The sequence below is a fragment of the Bacillus cereus group sp. TH152-1LC genome, assembly GCF_027710505.1.
GTDB classification, from domain to species: Bacteria; Bacillota; Bacilli; order Bacillales; family Bacillaceae_G; genus Bacillus_A; species Bacillus_A mobilis.
In genome coordinates, this window is the sequence record NZ_JAQFNK010000008.1 from 102,660 (window position 1) to 123,625 (window position 20,966).

Below are 20,966 nucleotides of genomic sequence, written 5' to 3' on the forward strand. Positions count from 1 at the left end.
AGGAGGCGGATCGAAATGAAAAGGGTAATGTACGTCGTATTACTACTCAGTTTCGTCATCGGAATGACAGCGTGTAACGATGAAACGTCCTCAAGTCGCACACTTTTATCTATTGGAAAACCAGCGAAAGATAATGTCATATATTTTACACATACAGATAACAGGCGAAAGATAGATGATATACGAACTATGTTTCAAAATAAGGAATGGAAAAGAAATGGAGCGTTTAGTACGGTGAATAAAACGCCAGATCTTGTCTTGTCGATAGACGAGGACAATAAAGGAATGCCAACGTTATATGTTACATTGTTCTTTCATGAAAATGGAGCGGATGCAATCAACTTGTATGGGGAGTATACGAGCTTGAATAAAGAGGAACTAGAAAAACTTAGTGAAAAGATGAGTGCATATTATCCTGAAATGATTTTAGCCTTCGTTTCATAATTTATTAACACACGAAATTCCCGTATCCTTCCAAAGTGAATCAACAGGAGGTGATCGTTGTATATGCAATTAATGGAATATCACTTGCTACTTTAATTTTCTTTTAATATAATTAATTTAGAATTTTTAAATATTCTAAATTTTATAAAGGTGGGGTTTGTGTGAATCTCGTTCAATCTTTGGCTGAAACGGCGAAAAAGAAGGGGGATAAACCGGCTTATATATTTATGGATCAGTCGGTCTCGTATGACCAATTAAATAAAATGGTCACAAGGTTTTCTAGCAATTTAGCAGCGATGGGCATTGGAAAAGGGGACAATGTCGCATTAGTTGTTGGAAACTCACCACATTTTTTGGTCGGTTTATACGGAACAATGAAAGCTGGAGCAACTGTCATTCCGGTTAATCCAATTTATACAGCAGACGAAATGCATTACATTTTACAAAATGGAGATGTAAAAACAATCATCGTACTCGACGTCCTTCTACCTGTTATACAATCTCTTACAACAAGACTTCCTTCACTTGAAAACATCATCATATGCGAAACCTCATCAGATTTTAAACATACAGAAACCGAAAAAATGAAAACGTTTACGACAATGGTAGGGGCTGGAGATTTAACTTACGAAGGCCCAGAGCTAGATGAAGAAGATGTAGCGGTTATTCTATACACTTCAGGCACGACTGGAAAACCGAAAGGCGCTATGTTAACACATAAAAATTTATATAGTAATGCGAGCGACGTGGCGTCGTATTTACAATATACTGCCGATGATCGCGTCGTTGCCGCCTTACCGATGTTCCATGTATTTTGCTTAACAGTGGCGGTCAATGCGCCAATTGTGAACGGAGCGACTATTTTAATGTTACCGAAATTTAGTCCGAAAGAAGTATTCCGTATTTGTCGTACGTACGAACCGACGATTTTTGCTGGTGTACCGACGATGTACAATTATTTATATTTATTCGAAGAAGCAAGCGCAGAAGATGTGAAGACGCTTCGCCTTTGTATTTCAGGTGGTGCATCAATGCCTGTTGCTCTTCTGCAAAACTTTGAAAAACGTTTTGACGTTATCGTTTCAGAAGGATACGGTTTATCAGAAGCATCACCAGTTACTTGTTTTAACCCGCTAGATCGTCCGCGTAAACCAGGGTCGATTGGTACAAATATTTGGCATGTAGAAAATAAAATTGTGAACGAACTTGGGGAAGAAGTACCTGTTGGTGCAGTTGGCGAATTAATTGTTCGCGGACCTAACGTTATGAAAGGATATTATAACGCGCCAGAAGATACAGCTGCGACATTGAAAGACGGCTGGCTGTATACAGGAGACTTAGCGAAAATGGATGAAGAAGGTTACTTCTATATCGTTGATCGTAAAAAAGATATCGTCTTAGTTGGCGGTTATAACGTATATCCTCGTGAAGTAGAGGAAGTATTATACACACACGAATCTGTAGCAGAAGTTGTCGTAATTGGCGTTCCTGATGAAAACTTAGGAGAAGCAGTGCGAGCTTACGTCGTTCTGAAACAAGCTCAAGTAACAGAAGAGGAGCTTATGCATTATTGCACGTTACATTTAGCAAAATATAAAGTGCCGGTGAGTATCGAGTTTTTAACAGAATTACCAAAGAATACGACGGGTAAATTGTTAAGAAGGGCGTTAAAAGAGAAAGCGATGCAAGTATAAAAATAGGGGCAACCATCTTTATGAAGGTGGTTGCCTTTGTATTTTTTAGCATTGGTTAAGCTATGGTGCCATATATTTAGACCGTAATATGACTAATAAGGAGGAGATATACGTGGAGCAAAAGGAATTACGTTTACGGAGAGTTCAATACCTTATTTGTGACATTATGGATGAAATGAACGCGGAAAGTGAAAAGAAAAACTTAGAAATACTGCAACAAGTCATTGATCATCTTTCAGGTGCGATAGGTGATTTAGTCGATCCATCAAGCTCGTATTCTATTGATTATTTGGAAAGAAAAGTTCATACGGCACATTATTTACTGTTTAAAAATGAGCGAAAGGCATATTTGTGCAGGAAATGATATTTTTTATTTGACATTGATAATCATTATCAATATGATGGTTATGTTGGGTATAATCATATAAAGAGAGAGGTCATGTTGATAATGATTAAGAAAAAATATGTTAATGCGTTCGTTATAGCAGCAACTTTAGCAGTTCCATTTAGTGGTATTATGGCACCGATTGCGAAAGCAGAAGCGGCAGTAGAAATGAAAGCAACTAGCAAACTAGCAGATGGCACATATGACGTTATTTTAAAGACTTATAAAGATCAAACGAATGATACATCAGTTGCATCTACATATTTAAAAAATCCAAAAGTAACGATTCAAGGTGATAAAAAAATCGTTACGTTAACAGTTCAAGATAGTAGCTATTTTCAGTATCTTAGAGTAGAAGATCCAAATAAAATAGGGACATTCCATGATGTAAAAGTAATCTCCGAAGATAAAGCGAATAATGGCACGAAAGTTGTTCGATTTGAAATCGGTGAGTTCTCGAAAAAATATAATATGCAAATGCATATATTAATTCCAGCAATTAAATATGATCATAAATATCAACTACAGTTTGAAATTGATGCAAGTGCAATTGAACAGAAGCCTAAATTCTCAGATGTACCGGCCTGGGCACAAGAATCAGTTCAATATTTAGTAGATAAAGAAGCAGTGCACGGTAAGCCAGATGGTACATTTGCTCCGGCTGAAAATATCGATCGTGGCTCAGCTGCGAAAATATTAGCAACTGTTCTAGGTTTAGAAATTAAGAAAGATGCAAAGCCATCATTCCCTGATGCACAAAATCACTGGGCTACACCATACATCGCAGCAGTTGAAAAAGCAGGTATTGTAAAAGGTGATGAGAAAGGTAACTTTAATCCAAGCGGGTTAATTAACCGTGCATCAATGGCTTCTATGCTAGTAAATGCATATAAATTAGAAAGAAATGAAAATATGAAACTACCAAAAGAATTTGCTGACTTAAACAATCATTGGGGTGCGAAGTATGCCAATATTTTAATCCAAGAAAACATTTCAATTGGAACAGATAATGGCTGGGCTCCAGATAAAGCGGTAAGCCGTGCGGAAGCAGCGCAATTTATTGCGAAGACGGATAAGTTAAAGAAATAAATTGAAACTGTAATCAGTGAGGGACGATCCTCACTGATTTTTATTTAGGAAGAAAAAACAAAATCCAAGTTGACACATATGAATTACGGAATTAAAATGAAAAGAAATCGAATAAAATGCATTAGAAGCTAATCAGATAAACTGAAGGCGCACAATGTTCACTTTTGTGAATATATTGTGTGCCTTTTTCTATTATATAAACTAAGGGGGCTTAACAATGAAAAAGTGGGGTAAGACAGCGTTTATGAAAAGTACAGGTATTTTATTATCAGCAGTTGTGCTTTTATCAGGATGTGGTTCGGCAACATCCACTAATAATTCTGAAGGAAGTGGAGATAAAAAAACAGTTGAGCTTTTAAATGTTTCATATGATCCAACTAGGGAATTATATCAAGACTTCAATAAAGAATTTGCGAAGTATTGGAAAGAGAAAAATGGGCAAACGGTAAATGTAAAACAATCACACGGAGGGTCTGGAAGTCAGGCGCGTTCTGTTATTGATGGTTTAGAAGCAGATGTTGTTACGCTAGCGCTTGCTTATGATATTGATGCGATTAGCAAGAAGAAACAGTTAGCAGAAGACTGGCAAAAGCGATTTGCGGATAATTCAACTCCGTACACATCAACAATTGTATTTCTAGTGCGAAAGGGCAACCCGAAAGGAATTAAAGACTGGGATGATTTAACGAAAAAAGGTGTGTCTGTCATTACGCCAAATCCGAAAACATCAGGCGGAGCACGTTGGAACTATTTAGCGGCGTGGGGATACGCACTGAAAAAATATAATAACAGTGAAGATAAGGCGAAAGAATTTGTTGGGCAAATTTATAAAAACGTGGAAGTACTTGATTCAGGAGCACGCGGAGCAACGACAACATTTGTTGAAAAAGGAATTGGAGACGTATTAATCGCGTGGGAAAATGAAGCGTTGTTATCACAAAAAGAACTTGGAAAAGATAAATTTGAAATTGTAACACCGTCTATTAGTGTACTTGCGGAACCACCAGTAGCGGTTGTAGATAAAGTCGTTGATAAAAAAGGAACGAAAAAAGTAGCAGAAGGATATCTGGAATATTTGTACTCAGAAAAAGGGCAGGAAATTGCGGCGAAAAATTTTTATCGTCCTCGTAATGAAAAAGTAGCAGAAAAATACGCATCTCAATTTCCGAAGATTCAATTATTTACAGTAGATGAACTATTTGGTGGTTGGAAAAAGGCACAGGAAAAACACTTTAATGACGGCGGCGTATTCGATAAAATGTATCAAAAATAATGGGCGCTGCTAAAGGGGGATGAGGTGAAAGAAGATGAGAAAGAAACGTGTTTTACCAGGGTTTGGATTATCTCTTGGGTTTACAATGCTGTATATGAGTTTATTCGTACTTATACCACTTTCTATCGTATTTATTCAAACTTCACAGTTAGGTTGGAAGAAGTTTGCTGGGGTTATAACGAACGAGCGTGTGTTACATTCCTATCAAGTTAGCTTGACAACTTCATTTGCAGCGGCGGTTGTAAATGCCATTTTCGGCTTATTAATTGCTTGGGTACTCGTTCGCTACACATTTCCAGGGAAACGATTATTAGATGGACTCATTGATTTACCGTTTGCCCTGCCTACAGCCGTAGCTGGTATTACACTTACCACTTTATATGCGGAAAATGGCTGGATTGGAAAAATATTAAGCGTGTTTCATATAAAAGTAGCATTCACACAACTTGGAATAATCGTTGCGCTTACTTTTATCGGTTTACCATTTGTCGTCCGGATGGTGCAACCGGTACTGCAAAATATTGATAAAGAAATAGAAGAAGCGGCCTCGAGTTTAGGGGCATCACGCTTTCAAATATTTGTGAAAATCATTTTACCAGAAATCTTTCCCGCTCTTCTGGCGGGTTTTTCACTCGCATTTGCACGAGCATTAGGAGAATACGGATCTGTCGTTTTCATCGCAGGGAATATGCCGATGAAAACAGAAATTGCACCACTGATGATTATGACAAAACTAGAACAATATGATTATGCGGGCGCAACAGCTGTAGCGACTGTAATGCTTATTGTTTCTCTCCTTTTCCTTCTTCTTATCAATATGATTCAAAGCTGGAGTAGAAGGCATGAACTGAAAAGCGAATAGGAGGGGAGAAAATGGAACCAACATTACTAGAAAAGAAAATAGTAAAAAGCAAATCACCTAAAAAAGAATCTAAGTTTGTACCAATTGTATTTATTACGATTACAGTTTTATTTTTATCTCTCTTTCTATTACTGCCGCTTATAACAATTTTTCTAAAGGCTTTCGAACGAGGGATTGATGTATACGTTGCAGCCGTAACAGATCAAGAAGCATTTTCGGCAATTCGGTTAACGCTTCTCGTTGCATGTATCGTCGTACCGCTTAATACGATATTCGGGATAGCGGCTGCATGGCTTATTACTAAATTTCAGTTTAAAGGAAAACAAATATTGCTTTCTCTTATTGAATTGCCATTTGCTGTGTCACCAGTTATCGCAGGATTAGTATTCGTTTTACTTTTTACACCGAGGGCTGCTCTTGGCGGATGGTTACTCGAGCATGGGATCAAACTCATTTTCTCTGTCCCAGGCATTATTATCGCAACGATTTTTGTAACGTTTCCTTTTGTTGCACGTGAACTAATTCCGATTATGCAAGCGCAAGGGAAAAGTGAAGAAGAGGCAGCTCTATCACTTGGCGCAAGTGGCTGGAAAATGTTTTGGCGCGTTACACTTCCCAATATAAAATGGGGTCTTTTATACGGCATGATCCTATGTAATGCCCGGGCTATCGGTGAGTTCGGAGCAGTTTCTGTTGTATCAGGTCACGTACGCGGTGTTACGAATACGATGCCGCTTCACATTGAAATTTTGTACAATGAATATCAATTTTCAGCAGCGTTCGCTGTGGCGACTTTAATGTCACTCATCGCTGTTCTTACGCTCGTTATAAAAAACTGGATTGAATGGAGAATGGAAAAACGACAATAAGGGGGATTATGGTGAGTATTCAAATTCAAAATGTATCAAAACAATATGGTGCATTTCAGGCGTTAACAGACATTCATTTGGATATTCCAAAAGGCGAACTTGTCGCCTTATTAGGCCCGTCAGGTTCTGGGAAAACGACGTTATTACGAATTATTGCCGGATTAGAAGAAGCGGATGACGGCTCTATATCATTTGATGGGGAAGACTTAACGAGCATTCATGTGAAAAATCGGCAAGTCGGCTTCGTCTTCCAGCATTATGCGCTCTTTAAACATATGGATGTATTTGAAAATGTCGCTTTCGGCTTAAAGGTAAGAAAGAAAAGCTTAAGACCGTCAGCAGAAGTGATAGAAGAAAAAGTAACAGAACTATTGAAACTAGTAAAGATGGATGGTTTCGCCAAACGTTACCCAGCGCAACTATCTGGCGGACAACGACAGCGTATCGCGCTAGCGCGGGCACTTGCAGTTGAACCGAAAATTTTATTACTCGATGAACCGTTCGGGGCACTTGATGCAAAAGTGAGAAAAGAATTACGAAGATGGCTCCGGAAACTACATGACGAATTTCAAATAACGAGCGTATTCGTAACGCATGACCAAGAAGAAGCACTAGACGTTGCGGACCGCATCGTTGTAATGAATGAGGGTCGCATTGAACAAATGGGAACACCGGAAGAAGTATATGAAAACCCAGCAAGCCCGTTCGTGTATGACTTTTTAGGGAATGTAAATTTATTTCACGGCCGCGTCCATAAAGGTAAGCTGAATGTAGGATCAGTGGAACTAGAAGCACCAGAGCATAAGCACGTTTCAAACGTAGACGGAGTAGCCTACGTAAGGCCGCATCACTTATCCATCTCCCGTACGAAACAAAGCGTAGATGCAATCCCTGCAAAAGTATCATACTCTCACGCAGTTGGCCCTGTCGTATATGTAGAATTAAAACGAGACGGAACAGATGAGTATTTAGAAGCAGAAATTAGTAAAGAACAGTTCAAACAGCTCAGCATTCAAGCAGGTGATGTTGTATACGTACAGCCGAAAGAAGCGAAGGTGTTTATTCCAGAGGATTTTGTTATTTAAGAGAGTTAAAATCAGCAGTCTATTAATAAGAGGAAGCCTCCAAAAATATATTTTTGGAGGCTTCCTCTTTGTTTGTAGTGATAGTTCTTCGTGTGCGAAATGTAGTGGGGAAAACTATAGATATCATAAGAAGAGGGGGAACGCGTTCAAACAGTTATTTGGTATGAATAGCGAGGAAGATATTCTAATTACCTGCTATAAATAAAGGTATTACAGTTAGAGGAACCATATTTATCCCAGGAATATGAAGCTCATTGTACTAGCTTCATTGAATATTAGAACAAAATGGAAAGTGAAAATAAAAGGTTAGTTGAATGAGGTTCATATCATGTTGTTAGTAAACAATAATCGTATCAATTATTGTTAATCTTAAATTATATAATAAAAATAGTTATCTGCAATAATATTTGTGAAAATGTTGTTAATTTGTCGGATTTTGTGCACGAAATCTTCAAAACTTTAAAACTATATTTACTTTACTCTTTCATTTGTTTACATTGTGATATGTAACATTATATGTGTTAAAAATATTTCAGCGAGGTGAGTTTATGGAAGCAAAGAAATGGTATAGGTACTTAATACAACTTATCGTAGTTGCATTAATCGTTACTTCCGTACCACTGAATGGATTGGCGGAAACGGCACCACCGTTTACACCATCTCCAAATTCAGAACAAAGTCCAGAAGTAGAAAAGAAAGAGGAAAAGGAGTTACCAGCTCCACATCCAGATCAGTTAAAGAAGGATCAGGCTAAAGCGCAAGCGAGTCCGACTGAGATTGTAGAGGAAAGAACGGAAACCGAAAAAGTTTTCGATAATAATGATGGTACATATACGAAAAAGGTATATACGGAACCGATTCATATTGAGAAAGATGGAAAGTTAGAAGAGGTTTCACCGAAATTAGTAGAAGCACCAAATGAAAAAATTGTAACAGAAAATACAACATTAGAACCAGAATTTGAAAAGGCAGCACAAGATGGAAAGTACGTTCAATTTAAAGTAAAAGATCATACGATTCAGTATAAATTAATGAGTGCAAATGGTGAAAAAGGTGAAGTGAAGCCGTCACCGGTCACTGCAACACATGAAAATAATACAGTCTGGTATAAAGGGATTTTCCCAAATATAGATTTAAAGAGTACGACGTTTAACGAAAATGTAAAAGAAGATTTTGTATTACGCGAGTATACAGGACATCATATTTTTACATTTGCATTAGAAACAGATTTAACACCGAATATACAGGAAGATGGTTCAATCGACTTCCAAAATGAGAAAAAAGAAAAAGTCTTCACATTACCGAAACCGTATATGAATGATTCAAATGTGGATCAACAATCAGGTGAGGCTGTAACGTCAGATGCGGTTCGTTACAATATTGAGAAGGCAGATGAAAAAACATATACATTAACTGTTACCGCAGACCCGCAGTGGTTACAAGCACCAGAGCGAAAATATCCGGTATATGTAGATCCTTCTGTTGAACTAGGTAACTTTGAAAATGCTTACGCTGCAAGTGCCTATCCAACTGTTAACTATTCAGGAGGAAAACTTTGGGATTCTGGTCAAAATGCCTACACGTTAAAAGTAGGGTATTATGATGGATCATCTGGAACAAACTTTGCATTTGTTAAACCGAATGTTTCAAATTTAAAAGGTGCAAAGATTGAAGGTGCAACATTCCATGCCTATACAGTTTGGCATTATTATGCGAATCAACCAAATGGTGTTTGGTTAGATGAAGTTACTGGTAGTTGGAATGTTGGCGGAGTGAACTGGAATAATAAACCGAACTCTGCAAATATTGCGCATGCTGATGTAACAAGAGGACAATGGGCAAAATTTAACGTAACAAATACAGTAAAAGCATGGGTGGAAGGCACAAAACAAAATAACGGTTTTAAGCTACATGCAAACGGAAATGGACAAAACCATTGGAAGAAATTTATTGCAGCTGAAAACGGAGCAAATGCACCGTACTTAGAAGTGAAATATTCTTACGCAAAACCGAATAAGCCAAGAGTACAAACTTACTCAAATGGTAGTGGTAGTGGTTCAGGTCACTTCAATGTACAATGGGATGCAGTTCCAGGAGCAACAGGTTATAAAGTTGCTATTTTTAATGGGTATGATTATGAATATATTCCTGTTGGGAATGTGACGAGTTGGACGACAAAAGATAAAAAAATCTTCCCGACGCCAGCTGAAATTGCACAAGGGGAATTTGAGTTCCATACAGATGGTGCAGGTGGTGGAGAAGCACCAGTTAATCCAGGGCCAATTTATAAAAATGCTCATTTAGCAGGCAGCCCATATGGAGATTATAGCGGGAGACGTGGTTATTGGATTCGTGTTGTTGCGACATATCCATTTGGCGATAGTCCGCTTTCAGATGAAGTAGTTCCAACTATTCCATTAGAACAAGTGAAAAAGCCAGATGGTTCAGCATATATTAATGCGACCGATAAGGCAACAGGATATGTGACATTGAAATGGGATCCGGTTCCTGAAGCATCTGGATATAAAGTTTGGATTTATAACGGAAAAGATTATGAAGCGTTCGATGTCGGAAATAAAACGAATTGGACAACGCAAAATGAGAAGATTTGGCCAACGAAAGATGAAATCGCAAAAGGTCAATATTTACTTCATCATGATAAAAAAGGGACAGAATTAGCAGTTGATCCATCACCTGTGTATAAGAATTCTGGTGGAATCTATGCAGGTGCACAAAACTATTGGTTCCGCGTAACAGCGTATAGTACAGCGGGGCATGCTGAAAGTGAAATTTCGCATGAATTTGTCCCTAAATTCTCTCAAGACTTTGGATTTATGGGGATGTTTGATTACTGGGCATCAGTTCCGGTGTTAAATGGTAAAGTGAATGCTACAAATGGTAACTTTATCATGAGTGAGAAAGATATTACATTATCAGGGCGCGGGCCAGACGTATCAGTAGAAAGAACGTATAATAGTCAAAGTAAGAAGGTAGGTTTATTTGGTACGGGTTGGTCGAGTGGATTAGAGGAAAGAATTTGGGCCGACGGAAATGGAAACTTACTGTTAATTTCTGCTGACGGAGCAAATGTTACATTTACTAAAACTGGAGATAATAAGTATCAAGCTCCTACTGGTATATATTTAGAGATTAAGCAAGTATCAGGCGGATATGAAATAAAAGATAAAGATCAAACTGTTACATTCTATAAATCTGGTGATGCCCAGGGGCGTATTGAGTATACAAAAGATAAATATGGAAACACGACGACATATGAGTATGATGGTGCATCCCGTTTATCAAAAGTAAAGAATGCTTCTGGTAAAGAATTAGTCGTACAATATGACGGTAATAATAAAAAAGTAGCAAGAGTAATCGGTCCAGATAACAAGACCCTTACCTTTAATTATGATGGAGATTTACTCGTTTCTTCTACAACACCAGAAGGAAAAGTATATAAATATGGATATGATAATGGGGTACTAACATCTATTTATGATCCACAACATACAGATGCCAAACCATATAAAACATCGTATGCATATGAGAATGATAGATTAGTAAAAGTGACGGATCCATTAGGAAAAGCTACGACATTAGCATATAATACAGGTTCGAAGGAAGTTACGTTAACGAACCCTAAAGGACGTAAGACGGTTTATACGTATAACGATGCTGGAAATCCAGTGAAAACAGTTGAAGATGTGGGACGTCTGAATTTAACGACATCGTCTGAATATAATGCGAACAATTTAGTGAAAACAACAACTCCTAAAAATCAAACAGAAACAGCAACCTATGATGGTAATGGGAATGTAACTTCTGTTACTGATGAAATGGGAACTGAGAAATTTGAATACAATAAAGATAATGGGATTGTTAAAGCGACAGATAATGAGAATCGTGAAACAACAGTTGCTTATAAAGGAGCAAACACAGAAGTATCTGAAACAGATCAAGCAGCAAATACATCATCTTTCATGCAGTATGATCAATTTGGAAACCCAATTGAAACAACTAGAGAGCTAGGGACAGGGGAAAACCTGATTAAAAATCCAAGCTTTGAGACGGATATAACGAATGGATGGAAAGAAGAAAAAGGCAATAGTCAAGGGGCTTTGAAAAAAGATGCAATCTTTGCACCTGGTGGATTGGGTGGAGCTTCATCTTTACAAATGATAGTAAAAGCACAAAATGCTGGTTGGGGCTACCATAGTGCGATTCAGGATATTGTAGTAGAACCAAATACAACATATACATTAAGTGGGATGATGAAAACAGCATTAACGCATGCTGGTGCATTCTTTAATGTTCAGTTGTTAAAAGAAGACGGAAATCCTCTTGATGGTGGGAATAATTGGTTTGATACACGTCATAACAGGATAGAGGGCGAGAAAGATTGGACGAATCGCCAAGTAACTTTTAAGACGACAGGCCAAACGAAAAAAGTTAGAATCTATCTACAAGTTGATTATAATCGAGCGGATTCAAGTGGTTCTGCATGGTTTGATAAGATGCAACTTGAAAAAGGAGAAGTTTCTTCTAGCTTTAATCCAATTGAAAATAGTAGTGTAGAGAATATGACGGAGAAAGGTTGTATTCCAGGATGGATTCGAGGTAATGGGTCAAGTTGTGATCCGAAAGATACTTCCCATGAGGAAAGCTTTACAGGAGATTCGTCTATTGTATTAGAACGTAGCCAATATGGCGGTTCAGATGTAGGCTATGGTGCACATATACATTTAAACCAACAAAAAGCAGAGACAATTACATTAACAGGGATGTCTAAATCTCAGAATGTAGAAAATACTGCACCAGATAAGCTCTCACGAGATTACTCTATTTGGGCAGATGTGTATTATCAAGATGGTAGTGGTACGAACTATCAGGCGAAATTCCCAAGTGGTACAAATGATTGGAATCGTAGTGCGGTTGTCATTCCTGCCACGAAACCAATTAAGCGTATGGAAGTCTACCTTCTATTTAGAAGAGAGAATAAAGGAAAAGTTTGGTTCGATAATATTCGTTTACTAGAAGGTAACGCCCTTATTAAAAACGAGTACGATAACGACGGAAATGTTGTTGCGACGTATGATGAAGAAGGACAGAAGAATACATTCACATACGATGCATCAGGAAATAAAAAGAGCGAGACAGATGAAAAAGGAAATACAAAACTATATGATTACAACAAAGATAATCTATTAACGAAGGTTACATTAAAAAATGGTACTTCTGTAAATTATCGTTATGATCATAATGGAAATACAACAGAGAAATCTGTCATGTTTGGTGGAAAGACACAAACACACAAATATGAATATGATGTAGATAATAAAAATACAGTGTATATCGATGCATTAAACCGTCGTATTGAAAATACGTACGATGAAAATGCAAACAAGATTAAAACAACAATGCCAAATGGTTCGATTTTAGAATCTGTATATGATACAGCAGACCGTGTCATTGGTGAAAAACGTAATGGAAAAGATTCATTTACATTTGAACGTGATCAAAATGGACAAGTTACGAAAGTAAAAGATCTTGTCAATGGCGTAGAACGAACAAAAACATACGACAAGGCAGACCGCGTCACAAGCGCAACAGATAGCCGAGGCGGAAAAATTGACTGGGCATATCACGACAAAGCAAACAGTAAGACAGAAAAATTAAAAGAACAAACAGTAACACAAGGTGGATACACAAATAAAGTATCGTACGACTACAACACGTTAGATCAAAACATTCGTGTGACAGATGGCTCGCAAACGTATCGATTTGATTATGACGATCAAGGAAATGTTCGTACGTATACAGCTGGAAATGGTTCAGGTTCTACCTTCAACTACGACCATGCGAACAAAATTAAAGATTTAGTAGTAGGTACGTCAAATAGTATTCTACTTTCTGAACGATATGAATATGACCAATCAGGTAACCGTACGAAAATTAAACATGAAGGTGCGGGCGGAAAAGTAACAGAAACAAACTTTGTATATGACCCGATTAACCAATTATTAAATGAAGCACTACCAAACGGAACAACTAAATCATACACATATGATGGATTTGGAAACCGTACGAGTGTGAAAGTTGTAGAAAATGGCAAAGAAACAAAGTCTATAGCAGCAACATTTAATGAAGGAAATCAACTTGTAAAATTCGGAAATGAATCGTTAACGTATGATGCGAATGGAAATCGTACATCAGACGGAAAGTACAAGTATACATGGAATGAAAATGACCAAATTGTAGCTATCACAAAACAAGGTGAGAGCAATGCATTCGCAACTTATAAATACGATGAGAATAACCGTCGTATCGAAAAGAGTGTAAATGGTCAAGTAATACGTTACTTCTATGATGGAGATAGTATTAATCCGTTGTATGAGACGGATGGAAGTGGAAAAGTACTTCGTCAATATGTGTACTCTGTAGATGGTGTACGTTTGACTATGAAATCGAATGGACAAACGTTATATTATCACTATAACCCTCGTGGTGACGTGGTGGCGATGACAGATCAAAACAAAGAAGTTGTAGCAACGTATGAATATGACTCGTGGGGTAACGTATTAAAGAGTGATACGAAAGGTATCGCAGCAGATAATCCATTTGGATATGCGGGATACATGTACGATAAAGAAATTGGCATGTATTACTTAATTGCAAGATATTATAGCCCAGAGCATGGTGTGTTCTTATCGGTGGATCCTGATCCGGGTGATGAAGATGACCCGGTTACAATGAATGGGTATACGTATGCTGATAATAATCCGGTGATGAAGGTGGATCCGGATGGGCACCTTGCATGGTGGGTCGCTTCTGGAGCTGTTGGCGGAATTGCTAATGTGGGCAGTTATGTAGTAGGGCATTATGCAAAACATAAAACTTTAAAAGGAATGAATTATAAAAGAATGGGTAAGGATTTCCTTTGGGGAGTTGCCGGTGGTATTATAGGAGGATCAGGAGGTCATGTTGCTAGGCATTTAGGAAAAGGGGCTCGTTTATTTGTTAGTACTCATACAGCGGTACCTGGATACGCTGTAGCGAATGCTGGAAGTGGTGTAAAAAGAAAAGGACAAAGTGGTTATAGTGGAAAAGGTATGGCTCGAGATGTAGCATATTCTATGACTGGAAGTAAAGGTTATTTAGGATTAACCTTTGCGACTGCATATCGTGATAATCGTTCTACTAAAAATATAAGTAGTAAGAAGAAAAATACAAAAAGTAATAAAAAGGCTGCTAAAAAAAGGCGAAGATAGTTTTTAATAGAAAATTGAGGTTAGTATATTAGTTAGAAGTTATTTTATTATTATGAGTAAGATGAATGTTTATGAATAATATTTATTAAAGTGAAAATATATTTTTCACTTAATGGATAAGGTCCTTTAAAAAATCATAAAGTAGGAGAGATATATGGAAGACATTTTTTTTATGGTACTGTGTTTTTTTATAGCCTGTGGAATTATAATTTTTGGAATTATAATAGATAAAGAAACTTTTAAAAAGCAGCGTGTTAACTCACTGTTATTTTCTTTATTAACACCATTCCCAATCGTACTGTCTTTCAGTTTTTATTTGTTTAAGATATTTTCGATCGGTGTAGGGGCAGCTATATTATATTCGATTTTTTATGATGTATATAGTTATTTTGGATAATAATTTATCACGCTTTAATGGGCAGTAAGCCCCCCCTCAAAATTCAGCGAAATCAAAGAATTTAGGTGGGGGATCAACTGCCCATAAAAGTCCGATTGGTTCAACTAATAATCAGTGGGGGATGAAGAAAACCCCCACTGATTAAAGTTTCATTTTATTATAACTTAGTGTCTAAGTACTTGAGAGATTAAGAAGAAAATAATTATTGATGATAATATAAGGATTTTTAAAAAAAGAAGAGCTGAGAGTGGCTCTTCTTTTTCTACATATGATTTCGAGAATTTAGATTTTAAGTTGAGTGATATTTTTAAAGTCTCATACGTTAGTATTATATGAAGATTGGGTGAATTGAATTTCTTGATTGATAAAATTAGAGTGATGACGGAAATTAACTTGTAAAATTTAGAAACAAATCGTTAATGTATGATGCGAATAGCAATATAAAAAGATTTTATCATATAAAAAGAAAAATAATGGGAAACGTCCCCCGCTAAATAAAAGCGATTATTGAAAAGGACGAGTGATTATGAGATTTTTTTAAGTGGTGAATTAGAAGGTGACATTGCTGAAGAATTTATAAATATTATTTCAGAAATAAGCAGTGAACTTGAAAAATTAAATAATAATAATTATGGGAGTGAGGTAGAAAAAATATCTATAATTCCTATAGTGGTTAAAATAACTCCGAAATATGAAGCTGCGGGTTTCTTTAAAGAAAGCTTTTTAAAAAGAAGAGTAAAGTAGCAGACTTTCGATTAAGGATTGACTATGAAACATTTTCAACGGCAAATTATTCCGCGAGGAAAATATTAATACTAAAAAACATTATTCAATCTATTAGAATACTAGGGGAAAAGGCGAAGTCTGATTTTAATGCAATAAAGTTAGAGCAAGATATTTTACAAGTTTTTGATATCGATGGGAGTATATAGTAGGTCATTTTGAAGACGAGTACTATATAGTATCTTTATGTTCGGAAAAGTCAGTATTTGTTTGTTATGCAAAAGAACGGATTATTAAAATAAAAGCTATAAAAGTTTTTACGTTGAGAATGAAAGTGCACCCAACAATTCGGGTGCACTTTTTCATAACCGTTATATATTCCTCCCCATCAATTCCCCAACTTGCGTCGCAACATACTCAACATCATTATCAATTTCATCCAATACGTAAGATTCCAAAATGCCCATGACAGCTGTTCCTAAAAATTTTAAAACGATATGTTTATCAATATTTTTATTTACGGATGTATTTGTGTTTAATTTTTTTTCTAGTTCACCCATGATGAACGTTAGGAACTTTTTCTGAAATGATAATGTGCTGTTGCTTCTAAATAACGCTGCGAAAAATGGTTTGTGTTCTTTGAAGTATTCAAACCATATGACAGTTCCTTCTATATAGCCTTTTGTTTGTTTTATATCGCATATTTCTCTTAATTGATTTAAATGGTCGTCCACAATTTTGTCTAATAAATTGTATTTATCTAGGTAGTGTAGGTAGAAAGTTTTTCTTCCGATGTTCGCTTTTTCTGTAATGTTTTTTACTGTAATTTCGTCAAAGCCATCTTCAATTAACATTTCTATAAATGCGGATTGAATGGCGTTTTGTGATTTTATAATTCTTCTATCGATTTTCTCCATATGATGTTCCTCCGTTATTGATACACATATTTCTTTATGTGTGTATTATCACCCAAATGCGTAAATGTGGTCATTGAAACAAGTGGTTGCTCGCTTTATTATAAATATACACGTGAGTATTAACTCTCACAAGTGTAAATTAAAAATAAAGTAAGGGTGGTTTTATATATGGCAGTTACGAAGAGAAATGTTCATTTTTATGCAAGAGGATTACAAGTTGCAGGTGTTTTAAATATTCCTGTAGGTGCTGAGGAAAAGAAACAAAATGCAGCGATTGTTTGTGTGCATCCAGGTAGTAGCTGTAAAGATCAAACAGCAGGATTATATGCGGAGAAATTAGCAGAACAAGGTTATGTAACGCTTGCGTTTGATACATCATATCAAGGTGAAAGTGAAGGGGCGCCGAGATATATGGAAGAACCAGCTGCGCGCGTTGAAGATATTCGCTCAGCGGTAGATTATGTAACTACTCTTCCTTATGTAGATGAAGAACGTATCGGTGTGTTAGGCGTTTGTGCAGGCGGTGGTTATACGGTAAATGCCGCAATGACGGAGCGCCGTATTAAAGCAGTTGGCACAGTTGTTGGTGCAAATATCGGCCGATTAAACCGTGAAGCTGATCCGATTGGGGTGTTAGAGGCGATTGGTAAACAACGTACTGCTGAAGCACGCGGAGCAGAAGCGATGATTACAAACTGGATTCCTAAAAATGAGGAGGAATTAAAGGCAGCAAGTATGACGGATATAGATATTGTAGAAGCAGTTGAGTATTATACAACACCGCGAGGGCAAAGTGTTAACTCGCCAAATAAGTTAAACTTTACGAGCATGGGATCGGTAATTGGCTTTGATGCGTTCCATTTAACAGATACACTATTAACACAGCCGTTACAAATTATTGTCGGCAGTAAGCAAGGTGCATTCGGTTCTTATAAAGATGGTCATGAGCTGTATGAGAAAGCAGCTTCAGAGAAAAAAGATTTACTTGTTGTGGAAGATACGAGTCATTACGATTTATACGACCAACCAGAACCAGTAAAAATTGCAGTTGAAAAATTAACAAGTTTCTATAACGAAAATCTGTAAAAGTAATTTTGTTTTGAATGGCACCTCTAATTGTTAGGTTTGCATCTAGCAGTTAGAGGTTTTTATTGTGAAGATTGCTGTGCTTAATATTTACGTTAAACGTGCATAACAAGATATAATAGAAGAAATCAATAAGGAGGCTATCAGTGAAAAATTTTCGTTATCTCAATATATTCACTATTTTAATTGTATACACACTACTCATGTTTTACATCGGCTGGAACGGCTGGGTTTGGCTTCATGCGGTATTTGGCTGGGAGTCTTGGGGATATTACGCTTTCGTAGTCGGATTTATTTCATATGCGTACATTCTCGTGCAAGTGTTTAAGTTCCTTCCATTCCTACGAACGATTGGTTCGATTTGGTTTGCGGTTATCCAATACGCGCTGATGTTGTTGCCAATTGCTGATATCACAGTCTTTCTTTTACAGTTTTCAGTAGAGAAAGAAGCGGCAATTATTTGGACAGGAGCGGCCGTGTTACTTGCGTTTATCTTTATTTTTGCATATGGGGTATTCAACGCATATAGCCCAGTAGTAAGAAAGTACGAGGTGCACATCCCGAAAAAAGTAGAGGGACGTAAAAGCTTACGTATTGCGATGGCTTCGGATATGCATTTCGGTAAATTATCTGGTGTTTCGCATTTAAAAAGACTTGTCCGTCATATAAATGAGATGGAGCCTGATATTATTTTACTGCCAGGTGATATTATTGATGATCATCCAGGTGTGTTCATTCAAAAAAATATGGGACCAATTATGAAACAAATGAAAGCTCCATTAGGCGTATATGGTGTGCTAGGAAACCACGAATATTACGGACGAGCGGTTCCTGAATTTTTACAAGAGATGGATAAGATTGATATTCGTATTCTGTTAGATGAAGTGATTACAATTGAAGATCATTTTTATCTCGTTGGAAGAAGAGATAAAACAGAGCGAGATCGCCAAAGCTTTGAAAGTTTAATGAGTACGGTAAATAAATCTATGCCAGTAATCGCAATGGATCACCAACCATTCGAGTTGAAACAAGCGGCGGATGCTGGCGTCGATTTACTATTATCCGGCCACACGCACCGCGGACAAATGGCACCGAATCATATTGTAACGAGAAGAATGTACGAATTAGACTGGGGATACGTACAAAAAGGCACATTCCACGCGATTGTTTCTTCTGGTTTCGGATTCTGGGGACCACCGCTTCGACTTGGAAGTAGGTCAGAGATTGTACAGGTGGAAGTTACGTTTGAGTAGTGTTATAAAATTTTACTTATTTAGAAGTAGAATCACATACGCAGTAAGCTGAAATTTTCATCCGTTACTAGGATTTGAATTGTAAAAAAAGGATTATACATGACTCATATGTATAATCCTTTTTTGTTTCGCAATCGCGCCCGTTACTTGAATAAAATTTCAATTAGTTGTAGTGGATGTGCATTAATTAGTCCATGGACAATAATAATTGCCCATACTTTACGATAACGTGCCCACAAATATCCAAGAAATAGACCTACGATACCAAGGTTCACAATAACCGTAGCGGTATCAATATCCCAATGACCAGAGCCGTGTAATGCAATATGCCAGCTCGCCCATAACAATGAGGTAAGAAGAATAGCCGGCCAAGTGCCTAGTAATAATTCCAAACGTGTTTGCAACCAAACCCTATAAAAAAACTCTTCCAGTAAACTATTTATAAGAAAGCCTACAAGTAAAATTAATATTAAAACCATGGGTTCCATTTTAGCCGGAACAAATGGTGTAGAGAATGTAGAAAAGAAGTTGAAGTATCCCCATATTATAATGACAATAAGTGGTGTAAAACGATACCATTTATGATTCTCTATTGATTTCATAGATTTTAGTTTCTCTTTTTGGGGATTACTTTTATAAAACAAAAGAAGCATGAATGGCGTGAATAATAATAAAATGATTTTAAATATCATAAACCAAAATTGTAATGCCATCCCTTCAAAGTTTGTGGTGAGAAGACTAATTGTGAAGAGGGATCCGCTCAAGAACAAGACAATAGCTTGAATCATGATGCGCCTTTGTTCAAACTGTCGAAGAGGATTATAGTTTTTATGATAAAACGGTAAGAAACGGACAAGAAGTATACCGATTATAACAGGGATCCACTTGTGCCAAAAAGGCATCGTGCCCGTATGATCTCCACTATAACGAATATTTGTTTCGCCAATCCATATAAGCCAAAGCGATGAAAGCAAAATGACAAGTACACATAATCCACCAATTAACTTCCCCATTTTTGGAAAATAACTGTCCATAGATTCCCGACCTTTCGTACTATAACTGTAAAACTAGTTTTTTCTAAAATCATACGTATCCGTCTCTACATGTAATTTATGTTTATTAATCATTACTGTATGATTGTCTAACCACTGTGCAGTTGCATCTTCTTCACGATAATTCCAGTATATATTTTTCGTGTTCATAAATTTTTTATTATTTGCTACAAGCTCTCCTCTTATAGCAAAGCTAGTCGTTGCACCGCCATTATGCCTGTATATATGTAAAGTATACGTTTTATCTGGGGAGTGTATGGATTGAATTTTTTCACCGCCTGAAACCCCAGATAAAGTAAAGAACTTCCAATATCCTAAACTAATTAATACAATAATGATGAATAGAATGGTGAAGAAAATCTTTTTCATGTTTCCCCTCTTTTCCTTGACGGCCATACCTGTATTAAATCAAAAAACAATAAAACTGGCAATCTTATCCTTTTTCTCGCTGGAATATGTATGCTCCTATTTCTAACGTAATGTTCGCAATTCAAATGAATTAAAAGAAATAACAGACATGTATAATATATAATAATTATAAAATTATATAAAAATATTTAGATTTAATA

General features: G+C 36.8%; 15 protein-coding genes and 1 pseudogene. 13 read left to right on the forward strand and 3 right to left on the reverse strand.

All coding sequences use genetic code 11. From position 1 onward, the window contains the following. Positions 1-15: 15 nt before the first annotated feature. The 11 genes and pseudogenes from PDL00_RS19085 (at position 16) to PDL00_RS19135 (ending at position 16,298) form a co-directional block, all read left to right on the forward strand. The gene (locus PDL00_RS19085) at positions 16-444 is read left to right on the forward strand and encodes a hypothetical protein (RefSeq protein WP_242256194.1); all 429 of its coding nucleotides are present in this window, start codon (positions 16-18) and stop codon (positions 442-444) included. A gap of 161 nt (positions 445-605) precedes the next feature. Further along, positions 606-2,138, forward strand: coding sequence for a fatty acid--CoA ligase family protein (locus PDL00_RS19090; RefSeq protein WP_270730675.1), 1,533 nt, complete (start codon positions 606-608; stop codon positions 2,136-2,138). Positions 2,139-2,250: 112 nt separating this feature from the next. Then, the gene (locus PDL00_RS19095) at positions 2,251-2,502 is read left to right on the forward strand and encodes a hypothetical protein (RefSeq protein WP_000435468.1); all 252 of its coding nucleotides are present in this window, start codon (positions 2,251-2,253) and stop codon (positions 2,500-2,502) included. Between the two features lie 84 nt (positions 2,503-2,586). Next, positions 2,587-3,612, forward strand: coding sequence for an S-layer homology domain-containing protein (locus tag PDL00_RS19100; protein WP_270730677.1), 1,026 nt, complete (start codon positions 2,587-2,589; stop codon positions 3,610-3,612). A gap of 217 nt (positions 3,613-3,829) precedes the next feature. Continuing rightward, positions 3,830-4,885, forward strand: coding sequence for a sulfate ABC transporter substrate-binding protein (locus PDL00_RS19105; RefSeq protein WP_242256189.1), 1,056 nt, complete (start codon positions 3,830-3,832; stop codon positions 4,883-4,885). Positions 4,886-4,919: 34 nt separating this feature from the next. After that, positions 4,920-5,747, forward strand: coding sequence for a sulfate ABC transporter permease subunit CysT (gene cysT / locus PDL00_RS19110; RefSeq protein WP_240587282.1), 828 nt, complete (start codon positions 4,920-4,922; stop codon positions 5,745-5,747). A gap of 11 nt (positions 5,748-5,758) precedes the next feature. After that, positions 5,759-6,616, forward strand: a complete 858-nt coding sequence (gene cysW, locus PDL00_RS19115) for a sulfate ABC transporter permease subunit CysW (protein ID WP_242256188.1) — start codon at positions 5,759-5,761, stop codon at positions 6,614-6,616. A gap of 11 nt (positions 6,617-6,627) precedes the next feature. Beyond that, positions 6,628-7,701: a sulfate/molybdate ABC transporter ATP-binding protein gene (locus tag PDL00_RS19120; RefSeq protein WP_270730683.1), complete on the forward strand. Its 1,074-nt coding sequence runs from the start codon at positions 6,628-6,630 to the stop codon at positions 7,699-7,701. Between the two features lie 548 nt (positions 7,702-8,249). Further along, positions 8,250-14,969 (forward strand): DNRLRE domain-containing protein, encoded by a 6,720-nt coding sequence (locus tag PDL00_RS19125; RefSeq protein ID WP_270730685.1) that lies wholly within the window; start codon positions 8,250-8,252, stop codon positions 14,967-14,969. A gap of 154 nt (positions 14,970-15,123) precedes the next feature. Continuing rightward, positions 15,124-15,366 (forward strand): protoheme IX farnesyltransferase, encoded by a 243-nt coding sequence (locus PDL00_RS19130; protein WP_243499565.1) that lies wholly within the window; start codon positions 15,124-15,126, stop codon positions 15,364-15,366. Between the two features lie 531 nt (positions 15,367-15,897). Beyond that, positions 15,898-16,298: pseudogene (locus PDL00_RS19135) on the forward strand (Imm44 family immunity protein). A 162-nt stretch (positions 16,299-16,460) separates the two neighbouring features. Here PDL00_RS19135 and PDL00_RS19140 read toward each other — a convergent pair. Beyond that, positions 16,461-17,006 (reverse strand): TetR/AcrR family transcriptional regulator, encoded by a 546-nt coding sequence (locus tag PDL00_RS19140; RefSeq protein ID WP_270730689.1) that lies wholly within the window; start codon positions 17,004-17,006, stop codon positions 16,461-16,463. 168 nt (positions 17,007-17,174) lie between these two features. Between PDL00_RS19140 and PDL00_RS19145 the strand changes: the two genes are divergently transcribed. Then, the gene (locus PDL00_RS19145) at positions 17,175-18,092 is read left to right on the forward strand and encodes an alpha/beta hydrolase (RefSeq protein ID WP_270730691.1); all 918 of its coding nucleotides are present in this window, start codon (positions 17,175-17,177) and stop codon (positions 18,090-18,092) included. A 146-nt stretch (positions 18,093-18,238) separates the two neighbouring features. After that, positions 18,239-19,345 carry a metallophosphoesterase gene (locus PDL00_RS19150; protein WP_270730693.1) on the forward strand — a complete coding sequence of 369 codons (1,107 nt, stop codon included), beginning with the start codon at positions 18,239-18,241 and terminating at the stop codon, positions 19,343-19,345. A 143-nt stretch (positions 19,346-19,488) separates the two neighbouring features. Here the strand turns inward: PDL00_RS19150 and PDL00_RS19155 are convergent, their stop codons facing one another. After that, positions 19,489-20,379 (reverse strand): type II CAAX endopeptidase family protein, encoded by an 891-nt coding sequence (locus PDL00_RS19155; RefSeq protein ID WP_270730697.1) that lies wholly within the window; start codon positions 20,377-20,379, stop codon positions 19,489-19,491. 33 nt (positions 20,380-20,412) lie between these two features. Next, positions 20,413-20,766 (reverse strand): DUF5412 family protein, encoded by a 354-nt coding sequence (locus PDL00_RS19160; RefSeq protein WP_270730699.1) that lies wholly within the window; start codon positions 20,764-20,766, stop codon positions 20,413-20,415. Positions 20,767-20,966: the final 200 nt, after the last annotated feature.